The following is an 18,226-nucleotide window of genomic DNA, read 5'->3' on the forward strand; positions in this document are numbered from 1 at the left end:
CCGACTGCTTACGCGGTGCTCGCCCTTTGCGCCGCCCATACACCACTGGAGATGATGATTATGAGTTATTCACTGCCATCCCTGCCGTACGCTTACGACGCACTGGAACCGCATTTCGACAAGCAGACGATGGAAATCCATCACACCAAACACCACCAGACCTACGTCAACAACGCCAACACCGTGCTGGAAGCCTACCCTGAGCTGGCCAAATACAGCGTTGAAGAGCTGATCCAGGATCTGGATAAAGTGCCTGCCGACAAACGCACCTTCATGCGCAACAACGCCGGCGGCCACGCCAACCACAGCTTCTTCTGGAAAAACCTGAAAACCGGCACCACGCTGGGCGGCGATCTGAAAGCGGCCATCGAGCGCGATTTCGGCAGCGTTGAGAAATTCCAGGAAGAGTTCGAGAAAGCCGCAGCCACCCGCTTCGGTTCCGGTTGGGCCTGGCTGGTGCTGAAAGACGGCAAACTGGCCGTGGTGTCTACCGCTAACCAGGACAGCCCGCTGATGGGCGAAGCCGTCGCCGGCGCTTCCGGTTTCCCAATCATCGGCCTGGACGTGTGGGAACACGCTTACTACCTGAAATACCAGAACAAACGCCCTGACTACATCAAGGCGTTCTGGAACGTGGTCAACTGGGACGAAGCCGCCGCACGCTTCGCCGCGAAGAAGTAATTCGCCCCCGTTGATGAAGATGCCCGCCACCGGCGGGTATTTTTTTGCCTGAAATCCGCTAAAGTTTGACCACTTCTTGCCGATGGTTTGTTCAATTGACGTTCGCCCGGAGAAGGAAAAACGCTATGGCGGCATTGCAAGCATTGGCAGGAAAGTTCACTCATCTCACCGTAGGTAAAAAGCTCGGTCTCGGCTTCGCGCTGTTGCTGCTGTTGGCGGTCGTCATCGCCGGCACCGGGGCGCAATATCTGCATATCATCGAATCCCGCGCCGATCGCATCGACTTCAGCAACCGGCTGAACGAGGAGATCAACCAGGCCAAATACAACCGCGCCATGTACGGCCAGACCTACCAGCCGGAGTATCTGCAGAACAACCGCGCCAATATTGAAAACGCCGTCAAACTGATAGACCAGGGGCAAGCGCTGGACTGGGATGCCCAAAGCCGCAAGGATCTGCAGCGCCTGGTGACGCTGATCGGAGAATATCAGCAGCAGCAAAAAGTCTTTGAGCAGGCGGTCACGGCGAAAGACGCGGTGCGCCAAAGCTGGAACATGTCGGAAGTGCAAGCCAGCCTGAGCCAGGTGGAGCGCCAGCTGACCAACGGCGATCTGCAGCTGGCCTTCATTCAGCTGAACCAGAAGCTGACCCAGGTGCGCTACGGCGCGCGCGGCCTGCTGCTGAGCCTGAACAAGGAAACCGAAGCGCCGCTGATGGCGGCCATTGACGATGCGCGTGACGCGGCCAATGCCCTGAGCCGCCGGGTCAGCGACGCGCAACGCCCGCAGCTGCAACCGCTGCTGGCCGCGCTGGACGATTACAAAAACCGCATCGCGGCCTACCTGCCGGCCTATGAGCACGAACAACAGATCAGCCGGCAGCTCGGCGAACGCGCGCAAGCGATCGGCACGCTGGTCAACGCCTTTATGCAGGACGAGCTGGTGCAGACGCGCAACAACATCAATCTGGCGCAGCTGCAAATGGGCATCACCACGCTGATCGCCATCATCGCCGGGGTGCTTATCGCCTGGCGCATCACGCTGCAGATCACCCGTCCGCTGCACAGCACGCTGGCCATGGCGGAACGCATCGCCAGCGGCGACCTGCGCCAGGCACAGACCAGCACCCGCCGCGACGAGCTGGGGCAACTGCTGAACGCGGTGGCGGCGATGAGCCAAAACCTGCGCACCATGATTGAGAAGATTCAGATGGGAGTCAGCCAGGTCTCCACCGCCTCTGCGGAAATCGCCGCCGGCAACACCGATCTCTCCTCCCGCACCGAACAGCAGGCGGCGGCGGTCGAAGAAACCGCGGCCAGCATGGAACAGCTGACCGCCACGGTGAAACAGAACGCCGACAACGCCCATCACGCCAATCAGCTGGCCACCGACGCTTCGCAGACCGCGCAGCAGGGCGGCAAGCTGGTGGAAAACGTGGTCAGCACCATGCGCGATATTTCCAGCAGTTCGCAGCGTATCGCCGAAATTACCACCCTGATCAACGGCATTGCCTTCCAGACCAACATCCTGGCGCTCAACGCCGCGGTGGAAGCGGCGCGCGCCGGCGAACAGGGACGCGGCTTCTCGGTGGTCGCCAGCGAAGTGCGCAGCCTGGCGAGCCGCAGCGCCCAGGCGGCCAAGGAGATCGAAGGGCTGATCGCCGAGTCGGTCAGCCGGGTGAAAACCGGCACCGAACTGGTGGAAAGCACCGGCAACACCATGGAACAGATCGTCCGTTCGGTCACCCACGTGCGCGACATCATGGCCGAGATCGCCGCCGCCTCCGATGAGCAGACGCGCGGCATCGCCCAGATTGGCCAGGCGATCGTCGAAATGGACCACACCACCCAGCAGAACGCCGCGCTGGTGGAAGAGTCCGCCGCCGCCGCCGATTCGCTGGAAGAACAGGCCGATATGCTGCTGCAGAGCGTCTCGGTGTTCCGTTTGGCGGAGCAGACCGAACCCACCGCCGTGAAAGCCGCCGCGCCGAAAGCGCCGGCGGTAAAACCCGCGGCCGCCAACGCCGCCGCGGAAGAGAACTGGACCACCTTCTGACGCCCCGCCGCCCGCCCGATGACTTTCGGGCGGGTTGTTATGTCCCCCCGGCACAACTCAGGCTATGCTGAGCCCTCGACGCGAGACACGGAGGCGCACATGCATCACCCAGACGTTTACATCGGCAATATTCAACCCTATGAAGGCGGGCGCCCCAGCGCCATCGCCAAACGCCAGGTGGATGGCGCCATCCGGCTCACGCCGCTCGGCCTGGAAGGCGACGAGCAAGCCGAGAAAAGCTACCACGGCGGGCCGGATCGCGCGCTGTGCCACTACCCGCGCGAACATTATGCCCACTGGCGCGAACAGTTTCCGGCGCAGGCCGAGCAGTTTTGCGCCCCGGCCTTCGGCGAGAATATCTCCACCGAAGGACTGACCGAACACAATGTGTTTATGGGCGACATCTTCCGCTGGGGCGAAGCGCTGATCCAGGTCACCCAGCCGCGCTCGCCGTGCTTCAAGCTCAACTACCACTTCGCCATCGAGGATATTTCGGTGCTGATGCAGCAAAGCGGCCGCTGCGGCTGGCTGTATCGGGTGGTCTCGCCGGGTGCGGTCAGCGGCGATCGTCCGCTGGAGCTGGCGGCGCGCAGCAGCGACGTGTCGGTCGCCGAAGCCATCGCCATCGCCTGGCATATGCCGTTCGACGCGGAACAATATCGCCGCCTGTTGGCGGTCGCCGGCCTCTCCGCCAGCTGGAGCAAGACCATGCTCACGCGGCTCGCCGAAGGGCGCCTCGAGGACTTCAACCGCCGCCTGCTCGGCCGTTGAAATCGCGGGCGGAAAAGATGAAAAACGTGCGCCGAATGCCGCGTTAACCCTCTTCTTCCGCCTATACTGTAGCCGCGTGTTTTTTCAGCCAGGAGCCAGGTATATGACCACCCCGACCCATTCGATTCATCATGCCGCCGCCGAGGGCTATCAGGCCAACGCCGATCGCTATGTAAAAGGCCGGCCGGATTACCCGCCGGAAATCGCCGCCTGGCTGCGTGAGTCTATCGGCCTGCACGCCGGCATGACGGTCATCGATCTCGGTGCCGGTACCGGCAAGTTCACTCCGCGCCTGCTGGAAACCGGCGCGCAGGTGATCGCCGTCGAACCGGTGCCGCAGATGCTGGAAAAACTGTCGGCGGCGCTGCCGCAGGTGAAAACGCTGGCGGGCACCGCCGACGCGATCCCGCTACCGGACGAGTCGGTCGATGCCGTGGTGTGCGCCCAGTCCTTCCACTGGTTCGCCACGCCGCAGGCGCTGGCGGAAATCCTGCGTATTCTCAAGCCCGGCGGCAAACTCGGTCTGGTGTGGAACATGCGCGATGCGCGCGTCGGTTGGGTGCGTAAACTGAATCAGATCGTCGATAGCCACGAAGGCGATGCGCCGCGTTTCTATACCGGCGAATGGCGCAAATTCTTCCCGTTCAAAGGCTTTGAACCGCTGCAGGAGCAGGTGTTTATGCTGGGCCACCGCGGCGCGGTGGAGGACGTGATCTACAACCGGGTGCGTTCAACCAGCTTTATCGCCGCACTGCCGCAGCCGCAACAGGAGCAGGTTATCGATCGGTTGCGCCAACTGGTGGCGGAAGAAGAGGAGTTACAGGGCCAGGACACGGTAACCGTGCCCTATCAGACCAAGGCGTATTTCACCACCAAGGTCTGACGCCCGGGGGTTCAGAAGGCTTTCTTGGCGTAACCGGTGACCGCTTTCAGGCCCATCTCGCGGCCCAGCGCGGTCATTGGGTGCACCACGATCAGCCCGCGCGCGCTTTTCTTCAGCGCACCCATATCGGCCTGCTCTTTCTTGGTGATCTCGCGGCTGAACGGCAGCTTGCTCAGCTTCTGCGCTTCGGCGCTCAGCTTCTCGCCACGCACGTCTTTCAGGCGCTCGATCTCCGTCGCCAGTTTCTCTTTTTCTTTGGTGTGCTGCGCGATCAACTCAGGGTTGCCCTGTTGGATCACGGTCGCGTCTTTGTGGTTCAAGGCGTCCAGCAGGTCGCTCAGGCGCTTGATCTCTGCCTTTTCTTTCTCTTTCATGGTCTCTGGCCCGTTGTGCCCAAAATGGCACGCTAATCAATGATACCGGCATTGTAGCAAAAGGCGCGCGCCGTTACCCGTCCTGCGCAATGCCGGGCGGCAGGCCGCTCATCTCGCAGGCCCTGGCGCCGAGCCGGGCCAACGCCTGGGTGTAGCGCGCGTTGAATGGGTAGCAGCAGGAGAGCCGCAGCGCGTTGCGGTAACGCCCGCTGGGCGAATACAGGGTGCCCGGCGTCAAACAAATCTGCTCCTCCAGCAGCTGATGGAACAGCGCCACGCTGTCCACGCCGGGGGGAAATTCAACCCAAAACACGAAGCCGCCCGCCGGCTGCGTGGCCAGCGTGCCGCGCGGGAAATGCCGGGCGATCAGCGCCCGCGCCTCGTCGACCTGGGCCGCATAGCGCTTGCGCAGGTTGCGCAAATGGTGATCGTAGCCGCCGCTCTCGAGGAAGGTCGCCAGCGTTTCCGACAGCAGTTGCGATTCGGACATCGACGATACCGCCTTCAGCTTGCGCAACGCCTCGTGGAAACGGCCGCCGCAGATCCAGCCGACGCGAAAATCCGGCGCCAGCGTTTTGGTAAAGCTGGAGCAAAACAGCACCCAGCCGTCGCGATCGAACGCCTTCACCGCCGGCGACAGCGCGCCGCCGAACTGGATCTCGGCATACAGCCCGTCTTCAATCAACGGCACCTGATGATCGTTCATCAGCCGCGCCAGCCGCTTTTTCGCCGCCAGCGGCATGGTGCAGCCCAGCGGGTTTTGCACCGTCGGCATGGCGATCACCGCGTTCAGCCGCTTCTCGTTCAATAGCAGTTCCAGTGCGTCCAGCGACAGCCCCAGCTGCGGATCGGTGGGGATTTCCAGCGCTTTCAGCCCCAGGCTGGCCAGCAGCGGCAGCAGATAGAAATAGGTTGGCGACTCCAGCCCGACGCAGTCACCCGGTTTGGTGGTGACGCGCAGCGCCAGCTGCAGCGCCTCCATGCAGCCATGGGTCAGCACCACGTCGCCCGGCTCCAGCAGCATGCCCAGCGTCATCGAGCGGCGGGCGATCTGCTGGCGCAGCCGCAGGCTGCCGGGCGGCAACGGATACTGCCCGATCAGATCCGGCTGGCGGCGCAGCTGAGAAGACAACATACGCCCCAGCTTGCCGCCGGGATAGAAGTCGCTGGTCTGCGGGCAAGCCAGCGCAATGTTAGTGAAGGCCGGATTCTGCTGGGCGGCGAATACCGTATCGATCAGCGCCAGCACGTCGTCCGCCGGCGGTTCGATGCGCCCGCTGGGCGCCGAGGCCATCTTCAGCGCCGGCAGCGTGCTGCGGACATAAAACCCCGACTGCGGTCGCGCTTCGATCAGCCCGCGATCCTCCAGCGTGCGGTAAGCCGACACCACGGTATTGATGCTGACGCGATGCGTTTGCGCACAGCGCCGCACCGAAGGCAAGCGGTCACCGGGCAGCAGCGTGCCGCGGCGAATGGCCTCGGCCAATGTGTCCGCCAGCTGCAGGTAGCGGGTATCCGGGGTTTCATCGAGCAGGGTCACAGTTTCTCTCCAGGCAATGGGTACAGTTTACATTTTGCACAACTGTAACCATGACAATATCCGATTTGTGGTTCTGTCACCATCCCATTGCAGCGATTATGCTGATCCTCTCGTTATCACCGTCATTTTCAAGGAACCTGCCATGCTGGACTCCGCCTTTGTCAGCTACGTCACCGTCATGTCGATCACCCCCGGCCCCAATAATCTGCTGCTGGCCTCGTCGGGCGTCAACTTTGGCCTGCGCCGCACCCTGCCGATGCTGCTTGGCATCTGCGTCGGCTGTGCGGTGCAGCTGGCGATCATTATCCCGCTGCTGGCGCTGGCGCTGAGCTGGGCCGGCGTCATCCGCCTCCCGCTGGCGGTGATCGGCTGTGCCTATCTGCTGTGGCTGTCATGGAAGCTGTTTCAGGCGGCCTCGCCGGACGCCAAAGAGCAGGCGCAGCCGATGAGCCTGCTCAACGGCGCACTGTTTCAGGCGGTCAACCCCAAGGCCTGGCTGATGGTGATCAACGTGGCGATCCTGTTCACCCCACGCGAAGGCGCCACCTTCGTCCATACGCTGTCGGTCATCGCCGGTTTCGCGCTGCTGAACCTGCCCTGCGTGCTGCTGTGGGCGGTGCTGGGCGACCGGTTGCGCAACGCGCTGCGGGTCACCTGGAAACTGCGCGCCTTCAACGGCGTGATGTCCGGCCTAATGGCCGCCACCGCGCTGTGGTTGTTGTTCGACGAGTGGCGCGCGGCCTTTGCTTAGCCGCGGCCGAGAGGAGAGAGCCGGGAAGGTTGTTTGGCGCCGATGCCGGCGATCAGATCGGTAATGGACAGTACCATGGTGGAGCGCACCATCTGCTGATAGCGCTGGCGCTGCATGGCGATCAGCGCTTCATCCGCTTCGCCCGGCTGCAGGAAAGTCGGCACCGGCGGCAGCGCGGCCACGCAGTGCAGCTCGCCGAACGGCCCGAGGATTTCGTCGTCGACGAAACGGTATTCCGAGCCGTCGTGGTTCAGCTCTTCGCGCATCGCCATCAGCAGTTCGGCGTCTTCATATTCGTGGCGGGAGATCACCCCCAGCCCGTACATCAGCTTCAGGCGCACCGACAGCTCCCCGAGCGGGCCGCTGCCGGACAATAGCGGTTCGACGGCATATTTCACCGCGTAATCGTCCTTGCGGAATACCTGCACCACCAGCACGTTGAGCGCTTCCGCCAGCAGCTCTACCGCTGCGATCAGGAAGCTGCGCACCGTTTTGCCCGCGTTCAGCTTTTCCAGAACCTGGTTTTCAAATGCCTGTGCTTCTTCCATCGTCGCTTTTCGAAAGGCGTGGGGAGGGCCGTCGATGCCGAACTCGGGTTGCAGGAGCGCAGCAAGCTGCGCTCGGGTGTTCATCATCACGATTCTACTTGTGCATGGCGTTATACACAGCAACGGCCTCTTCTACAACCTCGCTTTCCGCCGGCAGGCCGGAAATTTGCGCCAGCGCGGCTTTCGGCCCGAGCGTGTTCAGCAGTTCCGCCAGCTCCAGCGCCTGCGGATCCTGTTCGCTGCGGTAGCTCATGGCGGCGGCGATGCCCTGGATCAGGTTGGCGTGCGGCAGGCCGTATTCCAGCGTACCCAGCAGCGGTTTGATCAGGCGATCGCCGGCGCTCAGTTTGCGCAGCGGCTGGCGGCCCACGCGCTCGACGTCGTCGTGCAGATACGGGTTTTCGAAGCGGCCGAGGATTTTGTTGATGTAGGCGGCGTGCTTGTCGGCGTCGAAGCCGTAGCGCTTGATCAGCACCGCGCCGCTCTCTTCCATCGCCCCTTTCACCACGCGGCGGATCGCCGGGTCGAGAATGGCGTCGCGAATGGTTTGCAGCCCGGCCTGTTGGCCGAGGTAGGCGGTGATGGCGTGACCGGTGTTGAGGGTGAACAGCTTGCGTTCGACGAACGCCATCAGGTTGTCGGTCAGCTCCATACCGGCGATCGCCGGAGGCTGGCCTTTGAACTGGGTCTGATCGACGATCCATTCGCTGAAGGTTTCCACCGTCACTTCCAACGGGTCGTTGCTGTCCGCCGGCGGCACGATGCGGTCGACCGCCGAATCGACGAAGCCGACGTGCTGCTCAACCCATGCCTGTTCGTCCTGCGGCAGCGCGGCGAACACATGCTGCTTCAGCTGGCTGGTGCCGCGCACCATGTTCTCGCAGGCGATGATGTTCAGCGGTTGCACATTGCCCTGCTGATGGCGCAGCACCAGCCCTTTGGCGATCGTGCCGGCGATTTTGGCGAGAATTTGCGGGCCAACGGCGGTGGTCACCAGATCCGCTTCGGCGATCAGCGCCACCGCAGCCTCACTGCCGCTGTTGACGGCGCTGACGTTGTTGACGCTCTCCACGCGTTCTTGCTCACCCACCACGTGCACCGCGTAGCTTTTACGGCTGTTCAGCAGATCCAGCACCGTTTGATTGACGTCGGCGAAGGTCAGTTCAACCCCGGCGTCCGCCAGCAGCTTGCCGATAAAACCGCGGCCGATGTTCCCTGCGCCAAAATGTAATGCTTTCATAACCCTACCTTCTTAATGTCGAAGGGTGCAGCAAGCTGCACCCTTTAAAATGATTCTGTTATCCGGCTTTTTTGCCGCCGAGCAGGTCCAGCACTTCCTGCACGCTGGTGGTATTCGCCAGCCGCTCGATCACGCTCTCGTCATCCAGCGCGTTGGTCAGGCTGGTGATCACCTGAATATGCTCGTTGTTGCGCGCGGCGATGCCGATCACCAGGCGCGCCACTTCATCCTCTTCATCGCCGAAGCGCACGCCCTGCGGGTACTGGCAGAACACCACGCCGGTGCGCAGCACCCGGTCTTTGGCCTCGATGGTGCCGTGCGGCACGGCGATCGACTCGCCCAGGTAGGTGGAAGTGAGCTTTTCGCGCTCCAGCATCGCCGGCACGTATTCCGCCTCGACATAGCCGCCTTTCACCAGCTGCTCGCCGGCGAAGCGGATCGCCTGCTCTTTGTCGCTGGCCTGCAGGTTGAGGAACACGTTGCTCTCGCTCAGCTTGAACAGGTTCGGTTCCCCGGCTTCGAAGCTGTCGTCCAGCGCGCCCAGCACCTTCTGCTGGTTGTCGGTGGTTTTGTTGACCGCCACCAAACGGTCGACCAGATCGCTGTACAGCTTGCTGTCGAGGAAGTTGGTCAGCGAGATGTGCTGGGCCTGCGGCGCGTGGCGCATCGCGCGTTCGGTCAGATCGCGGTGCGTGATCACCAGATCCACATCGTCCGGCAGGCTGTTGATGGCGCTGTTGGTCACCGAGATGTTCTTCAGCCCGGCGTCGGCCACTTTCTTGCGCAGCACCCCGGCGCCCATCGCGCTGGAACCCATGCCCGCATCGCAGGCGACGATGATTTTGCGCACGGTGCTCAGATCGCCGTCGACCGATGCCGACGCCGCGGCGCCGCCTTTGGACTGCGATTTCATCTCTTGCATGCGACGGGTTGCGGCTTCCAGATCGTCATCCTCTTTCACCTTGGAGGTTTTCAGCAGGAAAGCGGACACCACGAAGGAGACGGCAAAGGCTGCGCACACCGCCGCAATGTTGGCGAAGTAGGCGCCTTTCGGCGTCATCGCCAGCACCGCCAGGATCGAGCCCGGGGAAGCCGGAGAAACCAGGCCGCCGTTCAGCATCGTCAGGGTGAAGACGCCGGTCATGCCGCCCAAGATCACCGCAAGCAGCAGGCGTGGATTCATCAGCACGTAAGGGAAATAGATTTCGTGGATGCCGCCCAGGAAGTGAATGATCGCCGCACCGCCGGCGGATTGCTTGGCGCTGCCGCGGCCGAAGAACATGTAGGCCATCAGCACGCCCATGCCCGGACCTGGGTTGGCTTCAATCAGGAAGAATACCGACTTACCGGCTTCCGTGGCCTGCTGGATACCCAGCGGCGAGAAGATGCCGTGGTTGATGGCGTTGTTCAGGAACAGGATTTTCGCCGGTTCAACGAAGATGGACGCCAATGGCAGCAGGTTGTTCGTCACCATGACGTGCACGCCCGCCGCCAGCAGCTTGGAGAGCACCTCCACCAGCGGCCCGATGCCCAGGAAGGCCAGGATAGCCAGCAGCATGCCGATAATGCCGGCGGAGAAGTTGTTCACCAGCATTTCAAAACCGCTTTTGATCTTGCCGTCCACCCAGCGGTCGAAATGCTTGATAGCCCAGCCGCCCAGCGGGCCGGCGATCATCGCGCCGAGGAACATCGGCATGTCGGCGCCGACGATGACGCCCATGGTGGTAATGGCGCCCACGACGCCGCCGCGATCGCCGCCCACCAGCCGCCCGCCGGTATAACCGATCAGCAGCGGCAGCAGGTAGGTGATCATCGGGCCGACCAGCTTGGCTAAGGTTTCATTCGGCAGCCAGCCGGTTGGAATGAATAGTGCGGTGATAATCCCCCAGGCGATAAAGGCGCCGATGTTGGGCATCACCATGTTGCTCAGGAAGCGGCCAAAGTTTTGCACTTTAACCTTGATGTCTGGTGAAAACATAAAACACACCCCTATTGTTACGCGCTGACAATAGAGCGCGTGATTATTGTTGTGACGATCCAGCCGTGTTGCCGCTGTATGCGAAACGGACTCTATCACGCTGTTTTTGTCACGCGAACTTCACGGATTTTTTGTGATACAAATCACACATAACACCCCAACAAGCCACCCTTTATAGTGACGAAGATCACATTTATGGCGTGTAAAAAAAGCACAGTGAGAAAAAAACCGCCTCAAAACACACAATAAAGTGATATTCGTCACACTTTAAACCTGATGGTTTGTTTTTAAATTGTGATAAACATCACAATTTATTTTTAGCTGCAGCGCCCTATCGCGACGCTCTGTTTGATCTTCCCTGAGAGCACTCATCCCGCCGGGAACTAGCGAAGTGATGAATGAAAGAAAACTACATTGCCGAATGAATGGATTAATTGAAGTGTAGTACAGAAGCCTGCGCAATAAACCAGCAAGCTATTGGAAACGCTGAGGGGAAATAAAACAGGCCGGCATTGCCGGCCTGTTTCGCGCGTGGACGCGTTATTGCGTCACGCTTTGAATGGTCTTCTGCGCATTCATCAGGTTCTGCTGTTTGGCCACCAGATTCGACATCATGGTGTTGTACTGCGCCACCTGCTGCGCGGTGCGGAACTGCACACCGTTGTTGTTGAAGCTGACCTGATTACCCTGGCTCTGTAGGAAATCGCCGACCTGCACCAGATCCTGCACAAAGCTGGCGGTGGTCGGGATCGCCGGCATCAAGGCGTTGGCCGGTGCGGTGACGATTTTGTCATAGGCCTGGTTGTACACCGCCTTCAGATCGTCAGGCTGTTTCAGCGCCGCGTGGGCAGTATCCGCCTGCGATTTGGCAGACTGGATCTGCTGGCCCAGCAGGTTCAACGCCCCGACCGATTGCTGCAGCGCGTCGCGTTTGTTCAGGTAGTCCTGCGCGGTGCGGATCTGGTTAATCTGATCCAGCGCCGGGGTCAGGCTGGCGCCGACCGATTTGGACAACTGCTGCGAAAAACCGACCAAAATCGCGTAATCGCCGGCATAGTTGCCGAACTTCTGCTTCTGATCTTCGCTCAACGTGGGGATATTCGCCCCGCTGCGCATCACGGTATTCTGTAAGTAATCGATAAATGCTTTGCGCTGTTCCGGCTCTTTATCGCCGCAGGCGGTCAATTGCATGACCACCAACAATGCCAATACCGGTGCCAACCAACGCGCGAAACCTCTGCTCTGGATCCCTACCGCCATGTGACATAACTCCTGTTATAAACCTGCTTTTTCATTGGACTCCGCCCCTTTTTGCGCACTCCGTGCGCCTATAAGAATAGATCAACTGGCGGCGTTCCGATACGCGATTCCGTTTGCGATGAGCATTGCCCCGGCCGGATGCGGTTGAAAATCGTGCGCAAAACGCACTGAGGTTCATTGCCGTCGGCGACCGGACGCTTCAATTTCCCCAAGTCGCCCCCCCAAGTCGCCCCCCAAGTCGCCCCCCAAGTCGCCAGGCGACCTTGCCTTCGCACCCAGGAAACGGAAATAAAAAAAGGCGCCCGCAGGCGCCTTTTCACAGCAGAGAATCGCTTACTGCAGCACGGAGATATCCGCCACCTGCAGGAACAGTTCGCGCAGCTTGCTCAGCAGCGTCAGGCGGTTTACGCGCACTTCCGCATCGTCCGCCATTACCATCACGTTGTCGAAGAACGCATCCACCGGCTCACGCAGCGCGGCCAGTTCCACCAGCGCTTCCTGGTAGTTGCCCGCCGCGAAGTACGGCTGCAGTTTGTCGCGCAGCACCACCAGGTGAGTCGCCAGCTGGATCTCCGCCGCGTCCTTCAGCACCGAGGCGCGCACGCTGTCGTTCAGCGTTTCGGTAGACTTGGCCAGAATGTTGGAGACGCGTTTGTTGGCCGCAGCCAGCGCCGCCGCCGCTTCCAGCGTACGGAAGTGGGATACCGCCTTGACGCGCGCGTCGAAGTCGGCCGGCTTGGTCGGACGGCGCGCCAGCACCGCCTGAATGGTATCGACCGCGTGGCCTTCTTCCTGATACCAGGCGCGGAAGCGGCCCAGCATGAATTCCACCACCTCGTCGACCACCTTGGCGTTGGTCAGCTTGCTGCCGTACAGGCGCACGGCCTCTTCGGTCAGGGTCTGCAGATCCAGCGGCAGGTTTTTCTCGACGATGATGCGCAGCACGCCCAGCGCGGCTCGGCGCAGCGCAAACGGGTCTTTATCGCCCTTCGGATGCTGACCGATGCCGAAGATGCCGGCCAGGGTGTCCATCTTGTCGGCGATCGCCAGGGAACAGGCCACCAGCGACTGCGGCAGCGCATCGCCGGCGTAGCGCGGCTGATACTGCTCGTTCAGCGCAACGGCGACGTCTTCCGCCTCACCGTCGTGGCGCGCATAGTGCATGCCCATCACGCCCTGGGTGTCGGTGAATTCGAACACCATGTTGGTCATCAGGTCGCACTTCGACAGCAGGCCCGCACGAGTAGCGTGGTTGACGTCGGCGCCGATCTGGCCGGCAACCCAGCCCGCCAGCGCCTGAATGCGGTCGGTCTTGTCGCGCAGGGTGCCCAGCTGCTGTTGGAACAACACGGTTTCCAGGCGCGGCAGGTTGTCTTCCAGACGCTTCTTGCGGTCGGTGTTGAAGAAGAACTCGGCGTCGGCCAGACGCGGACGCACCACCTTCTCGTTACCGGAGATGATCTGCTGCGGGTCTTTCGACTCGATGTTGGCCACGAAGATAAAGTTCGGCAGCAGTTTGCCCGCGGCGTCGTACACCGGGAAATACTTCTGGTCGCCCTTCATGGTGTACACCAGCGCTTCCGCCGGCACCGCCAGGAATTTCTCTTCGAATTTGGCGGTCAGCACCACCGGCCATTCCACCAGCGAAGCCACTTCTTCCAGCAGGCTTTCACTCAGTTCGGCCTTGCCGCCAATCTTCTGCGCCGCCAGTTCGGCATCGCGTTTGATGAGGGCTTTACGCGCTTCGTAGTCGGCAACCACTTTGCCGCGCTCCAGCAGGATCTGCGGGTATTGGTCGGCATTGTCGAGGGTGAACTCGGCTTCGCCCATGAAGCGGTGGCCGCGCACGGTGCGCGCAGAGTCGATGCCCAGCACGGTGCCTGGGATCAGATCGGCGCCCAGCAGCATCGTGACGGTATGTACCGGACGCACGAACTGCACGTCGGAGTCGCCCCAACGCATCAGTTTCGGGATCGGCAGCTTGCCGAGCGCGGTGCTGACCATGCCGGCCAGCAGTTGTTGCGCCGACTGGCCTTTGACGTGGGCGCGGTACATCAACCACTCGCCCTTGTCGGTCACCAGGCGTTCAGCCTGATCGACGGTGATACCGCAGCCGCGCGCCCAGCCTTCGGCCGCTTTGCTCGGTTTACCTTCGGCGTCGAACGCCTGGGCGATCGCCGGGCCGCGTTTTTCAATTTCGCGATCGGCCTGTGCCGCGCTCAGGTTGGCCACTTTCAGCGCCAGGCGGCGCGGTGCGGCGAACCAGCTCACGTCACCGTGTTCCAGGCCGGCGTTGTCCAGCTCGGCGGTGAAGTTGGCGGCGAAAGATTCCGCCAGGGAACGAAGCGCCTTCGGCGGCAGCTCTTCCGTGCCGATTTCCACCAGGAAAGTCTGTTGATTCATGGCTGCCTCTTAGTTCTCGTTCTTCTTGTTGCACATCGGGAAGCCCAGCGCTTCGCGGGAAGCGTAGTAGGCTTCGGCAACGGCTTTGGTCAGCGTGCGGATGCGCAGAATGTAGCGTTGACGCTCGGTCACCGAAATCGCCTTGCGCGCGTCCAGCAGGTTGAAGGTATGGCCCGCCTTCAGGATACGTTCGTAGGCCGGCAGCGGCAGCGGTTTTTCCAGCGCCAGCAGCGATTGGGCTTCTTTCTCGTACTGCTCGAAGCAGGAGAACAGGAAGTCGACGTCGGCGTATTCGAAGTTGTAGGTGGACTGCTCCACTTCGTTCTGGTGGAACACGTCGCCGTAGGTGGTAACGCCCAGCGGGCCGTTGCTCCACACCAGATCGTACACGCTGTCCACGCCCTGGATGTACATCGCCAGACGCTCCAGACCGTAGGTGATCTCGCCGGTTACCGGCTTGCACTCCAGGCCGCCGACCTGCTGGAAGTAGGTGAACTGCGTCACTTCCATGCCGTTCAGCCACACTTCCCAACCCAGGCCCCAGGCGCCGAGCGTCGGGTTTTCCCAGTTGTCTTCCACGAAGCGAATGTCGTGGATGGTCGGATCCAGACCCAGCTCTTTCAGCGAGCCCAGGTAGAGTTCCTGAATGTTGTCCGGCGATGGCTTAATCACCACCTGGAACTGGTAGTAGTGCTGCAGACGGTTCGGGTTTTCGCCGTAGCGGCCGTCGGTCGGGCGACGGGATGGCTGCACATAGGCGGTCGCCATCGGCTCCGGCCCCAGTGCGCGCAGGCACGTCATCGGGTGTGAGGTTCCCGCGCCGACTTCCATGTCCAATGGTTGAACGATGGTGCAGCCCTGGCGCGCCCAATAATCCTGCAGTGTCAGGATCAGGCCCTGGAAGGTCTTGGTATCAAACTTTTGCATGTTGAATTCGCACGCGATACAAGTGGATTTAGATGGAATGCGCCAGTATACCCTTTGACCGTAAGATATACAGCCAGAATCCGGCAACAAGTGCGAATCGGGGCGAGAGGCGCTGGATTTTCACACGTCGGCCGCGGCGTGAAGAAACGGCGCTCCGGCCGGCCCCTCACCATCCACGAGCCTGGCTAAACAGCGTGACGCCGCCACACCCATTAGACTTACTTAACAAAAAAATCACTCACCGCCGTTTAAATAAGCAATTAACTGACCGCTATTTCTCCCCTCGCCGGTCAAATTCAGGCTGATTTCCGCGCGTGTATCTTTATATTTGCCACGAGATAAAGTTGCGGCAATGTTATTTTTGTTAATTTTATCAACTAAAAAACTCCCCTTACCGAGAGATAATGTGATCAAGTGCCAGATTATTTCTTATGAACGTCAAAAAATAAGGCGATAACGTGCGGCGGACCGGGGCGCCGGGCATGGAGGGAAGGTCAGGGATGAAATACGGCGCAAACGGGCTACAGAAACAAATTGACAGTTAATCTTTGGTTATACAATAATAAATAAAATTTTCCCTGGTGTTGGCCAAGTGGCTACCTGATCCTTTCATAGGATCAGTTTTTTTTTGTATTTCCGCCAACGTCATTGCGGCCCGTATAATTCACCCCCAGGCCGCCCTCCGCTTAAATCCCTTATCAGACCTTATGGCTTATCCTGCGCCGTTGAGTGCGCCGATGGCCAATTCAAAAACGCGCACTGACGCCGACGTTATACATAAACTGCTCGCCGCTGCTCAGCCCGCCGGTTTGCGAAACGGTGGCGAAGGCCGATACCCTGTCCGTCAACGGCATGTTGGCCCCCAGCGTGACATCCACCCAGTTTTTGTCCTGGCCCGCACTGTCGCGGGTGAACGAGGTTTGCGTCGATTTCAGGCCACCGCCGGCGCGGTAGACGTCGTCGCCGAACTGATGCTGATAACTCACTTCCGCATAAGGGTTAAACACGCCGAATTGCGTATCCAGCCGCCAACCCAGCGCGCCGATCTGCGAGTGATAGGTTTGATCGTTGAAGCGCATGGCGGTGCTGTCATCGCCGTCTTCACCGTAGCCGGAAACGCGGCTGTAATCCCAGGCGAACTGCGCGACCGGCCCGGTGGTCAGGTAAGAGGCGATCGGGAAGTCATAGCCGGCGGTCACGCGCGCGCCCCACTGCTTGCCGGTGGTCGAACCGGTTTCGGTACGCGTCAGCGGCCCCAGCCGCATGCTGCGGCGGATGTCGTCATAATCCATCGTCGCATAGTGCAGATCGGCGTTGACCCAACCGTGCTCGAACAGCGCCAGCGAACTGAAGGCCGACAGCAGCAGCCCACGCGCCTTGTAATCAAAGCGGCTGGAAGGATGCTGATCGTCGTTGGAACCGGCGATCAACGCACCGATCAACCAGCTGTCGGTCAGCTGATAGTCCACCCCGACGGTCAGGTTGTGGGTGGTGGCGTTGCCGTCCCCCGCCACCCGATTATCAGCATAGTCGTAGTGCTGGCCGGCGTAACCGCCGAACACGCCCAGCGATCCCTGCGGGTTGTCGCCGTTGCGCAGCTGCTGGAAGCGGCTGTCGAGCGTAGCGCGGCTGTCGCGCGCCATCGCCGCCGTCGCCTGATTCAGCGCCACCACCTGCGCAGGGCCATCCAACACCGCCTGGATATAATCCGCAATCAGCAGGTGCGCCTGCGGGCTGGGGTGGAAGTGATCGGAGAACAGATAGGATTGGCTGGCATCGAAGCCGGGCATATCGGAACGGCAAACCGCCGAGGAAACGCCCGGCGGGCAGGCCATCCCGGCGGTGTTGGCGAAGCCGAACTGTGCCGGATTGGCGATCGCTTCGGCGAACAGCTTGTTGACGTCCACCCGCACGATATTGCCGCCGCCCTGCGCCAGCAGACGGTCTTCACTTTGATTATAGAAATCGGTCAGCTGGGCGGCCTGCGCGCTCAGGCTGTCATACGCCGCGATAAGCTGCGCGGCGATCGCCTGCTGCACCTGCGGAATGGCGCTGCCCTGCTTCGCCGCGGCGGCCAACGCCGCGTGGATCGCCTGCGTGCGTGACGCGTTGTCCGGCGTCGCCACCGAATTGAGCGTGGCATAGGCCGCCTGGATCGCCGCCCCCTGCACCGGCGACAGCGCCTGTTGAATGATCAATTCCATCAGCTGCGGCGTGGAGCCGATGTTCGGCACCGTTGGCACGATCACCGTGCCGGCGCCGGCGTTCAGCAGCGAATGCACCTGCGCGGCGGCGGCCGCGGCGCTGTTATAGGCCACGCCGGGCGCGGTAGCGGCATTTAGCGCCGCCGCCGCCAGATCGTTGCCGCCGATCCAATGAATATACAACCCGTCGCCGTCGGCCTGGCCGTTGACCCGGTTCAGGTAGCGCTGCACCTGATCCTGGGTGTTGTCGACCGGGTTCAGGCCCGGCACCGCCACGGCACCGCCGGCGGCGTAGTTTTCACCGCCGTTGTCCGAAGCCACCAGCGCCGCCCCGATGCGTTGCGCCAACGCTTCGTCGTACAGCAAGTGCTGGTTGCCGTCATAGGTGAACCGGCCGTTGTTGCCGGTATCGCTCAGGCTGTCGCCAAAGACGTACAGTTGATCGTACGCCTGAGCCGGTAGGGTCACACTGCAAAGTAGCGCCACTGCAAGCGCCGCCGGGCGGGGCATGCACGTTATTTTTAGAGGCATGAATCGACTCCTGAGAGCCTGCAAATGAAGGCAATGTCGTTTTTATCGTTGACCGGTTTTCCACCGGCCATGTAGTAACTA

General features: G+C 61.3%; 15 protein-coding genes. 5 read left to right on the top strand and 10 right to left on the bottom strand.

Annotated elements, in window-relative coordinates; translation table 11 throughout:
• Nucleotides 1-60: 60 nt before the first annotated feature.
• From sodA to FUU19_RS00860, 4 genes are all read left to right on the top strand, one after another.
• On the top strand, nucleotides 61-681 hold the full coding sequence (gene sodA, locus FUU19_RS00845; RefSeq protein WP_004934003.1) for a superoxide dismutase [Mn]: 621 nt from the start codon (nucleotides 61-63) through the stop codon (nucleotides 679-681).
• Between the two features lie 125 nt (nucleotides 682-806).
• Nucleotides 807-2,735, top strand: coding sequence for a methyl-accepting chemotaxis protein (locus FUU19_RS00850; protein ID WP_230489515.1), 1,929 nt, complete (start codon nucleotides 807-809; stop codon nucleotides 2,733-2,735).
• 99 nt (nucleotides 2,736-2,834) lie between these two features.
• Nucleotides 2,835-3,506 carry a 6-hydroxyaminopurine reductase gene (gene yiiM / locus FUU19_RS00855; RefSeq protein WP_197833978.1) on the top strand — a complete coding sequence of 224 codons (672 nt, stop codon included), beginning with the start codon at nucleotides 2,835-2,837 and terminating at the stop codon, nucleotides 3,504-3,506.
• Between the two features lie 103 nt (nucleotides 3,507-3,609).
• The gene (locus FUU19_RS00860) at nucleotides 3,610-4,389 is read left to right on the top strand and encodes a class I SAM-dependent methyltransferase (RefSeq protein WP_049209023.1); all 780 of its coding nucleotides are present in this window, start codon (nucleotides 3,610-3,612) and stop codon (nucleotides 4,387-4,389) included.
• Nucleotides 4,390-4,400: 11 nt separating this feature from the next.
• Here FUU19_RS00860 and FUU19_RS00865 read toward each other — a convergent pair whose 3' ends face one another.
• Both FUU19_RS00865 and FUU19_RS00870 read right to left on the bottom strand, forming a co-directional pair.
• Nucleotides 4,401-4,763: a YibL family ribosome-associated protein gene (locus FUU19_RS00865; RefSeq protein ID WP_025304785.1), complete on the bottom strand. Its 363-nt coding sequence runs from the start codon at nucleotides 4,761-4,763 to the stop codon at nucleotides 4,401-4,403.
• 73 nt (nucleotides 4,764-4,836) lie between these two features.
• Nucleotides 4,837-6,303 (bottom strand): aminotransferase-like domain-containing protein, encoded by a 1,467-nt coding sequence (locus tag FUU19_RS00870; protein WP_049204677.1) that lies wholly within the window; start codon nucleotides 6,301-6,303, stop codon nucleotides 4,837-4,839.
• Nucleotides 6,304-6,445: 142 nt separating this feature from the next.
• On the opposite strand from FUU19_RS00870, the gene FUU19_RS00875 reads away from it, so the two are divergent.
• Nucleotides 6,446-7,054 carry a LysE family translocator gene (locus FUU19_RS00875; protein ID WP_038875972.1) on the top strand — a complete coding sequence of 203 codons (609 nt, stop codon included), beginning with the start codon at nucleotides 6,446-6,448 and terminating at the stop codon, nucleotides 7,052-7,054.
• On the opposite strand, the gene FUU19_RS00880 is transcribed toward FUU19_RS00875, so the two are convergent.
• From FUU19_RS00880 to FUU19_RS00915, 8 genes are all read right to left on the bottom strand, one after another.
• On the bottom strand, nucleotides 7,051-7,602 hold the full coding sequence (locus FUU19_RS00880) for an MltR family transcriptional regulator (protein WP_016929575.1): 552 nt from the start codon (nucleotides 7,600-7,602) through the stop codon (nucleotides 7,051-7,053). The genes FUU19_RS00875 and FUU19_RS00880 overlap by 4 nt on opposite strands.
• 94 nt (nucleotides 7,603-7,696) lie before the next feature.
• The gene (locus FUU19_RS00885; RefSeq protein WP_230489516.1) at nucleotides 7,697-8,842 is read right to left on the bottom strand and encodes a mannitol-1-phosphate 5-dehydrogenase; all 1,146 of its coding nucleotides are present in this window, start codon (nucleotides 8,840-8,842) and stop codon (nucleotides 7,697-7,699) included.
• A gap of 58 nt (nucleotides 8,843-8,900) precedes the next feature.
• A complete protein-coding gene (locus FUU19_RS00890) occupies nucleotides 8,901-10,820 on the bottom strand; it encodes a PTS mannitol transporter subunit IICBA (RefSeq protein ID WP_202670210.1) in 1,920 nt (639 codons plus the stop codon).
• A gap of 540 nt (nucleotides 10,821-11,360) precedes the next feature.
• Nucleotides 11,361-12,080 (bottom strand): DUF3053 domain-containing protein, encoded by a 720-nt coding sequence (locus FUU19_RS00895; RefSeq protein WP_025304780.1) that lies wholly within the window; start codon nucleotides 12,078-12,080, stop codon nucleotides 11,361-11,363.
• Nucleotides 12,081-12,413: 333 nt separating this feature from the next.
• Complete coding sequence (glyS, locus tag FUU19_RS00900) at nucleotides 12,414-14,483, bottom strand: glycine--tRNA ligase subunit beta (protein ID WP_230489517.1); 2,070 nt, start codon at nucleotides 14,481-14,483, stop codon at nucleotides 12,414-12,416.
• A 9-nt stretch (nucleotides 14,484-14,492) separates the two neighbouring features.
• Nucleotides 14,493-15,410, bottom strand: coding sequence for a glycine--tRNA ligase subunit alpha (gene glyQ / locus FUU19_RS00905; protein WP_043140757.1), 918 nt, complete (start codon nucleotides 15,408-15,410; stop codon nucleotides 14,493-14,495).
• Nucleotides 15,411-15,644: 234 nt separating this feature from the next.
• Complete coding sequence (locus tag FUU19_RS00910) at nucleotides 15,645-15,824, bottom strand: hypothetical protein (RefSeq protein WP_230489518.1); 180 nt, start codon at nucleotides 15,822-15,824, stop codon at nucleotides 15,645-15,647.
• A 332-nt stretch (nucleotides 15,825-16,156) separates the two neighbouring features.
• Nucleotides 16,157-18,145, bottom strand: coding sequence for an autotransporter outer membrane beta-barrel domain-containing protein (locus tag FUU19_RS00915; protein WP_230489519.1), 1,989 nt, complete (start codon nucleotides 18,143-18,145; stop codon nucleotides 16,157-16,159).
• Nucleotides 18,146-18,226 lie beyond the last annotated feature (81 nt).

It is taken from the genome of Serratia montpellierensis (assembly GCF_020858655.1).
GTDB classification, from domain to species: Bacteria; Pseudomonadota; Gammaproteobacteria; order Enterobacterales; family Enterobacteriaceae; genus Serratia; species Serratia montpellierensis.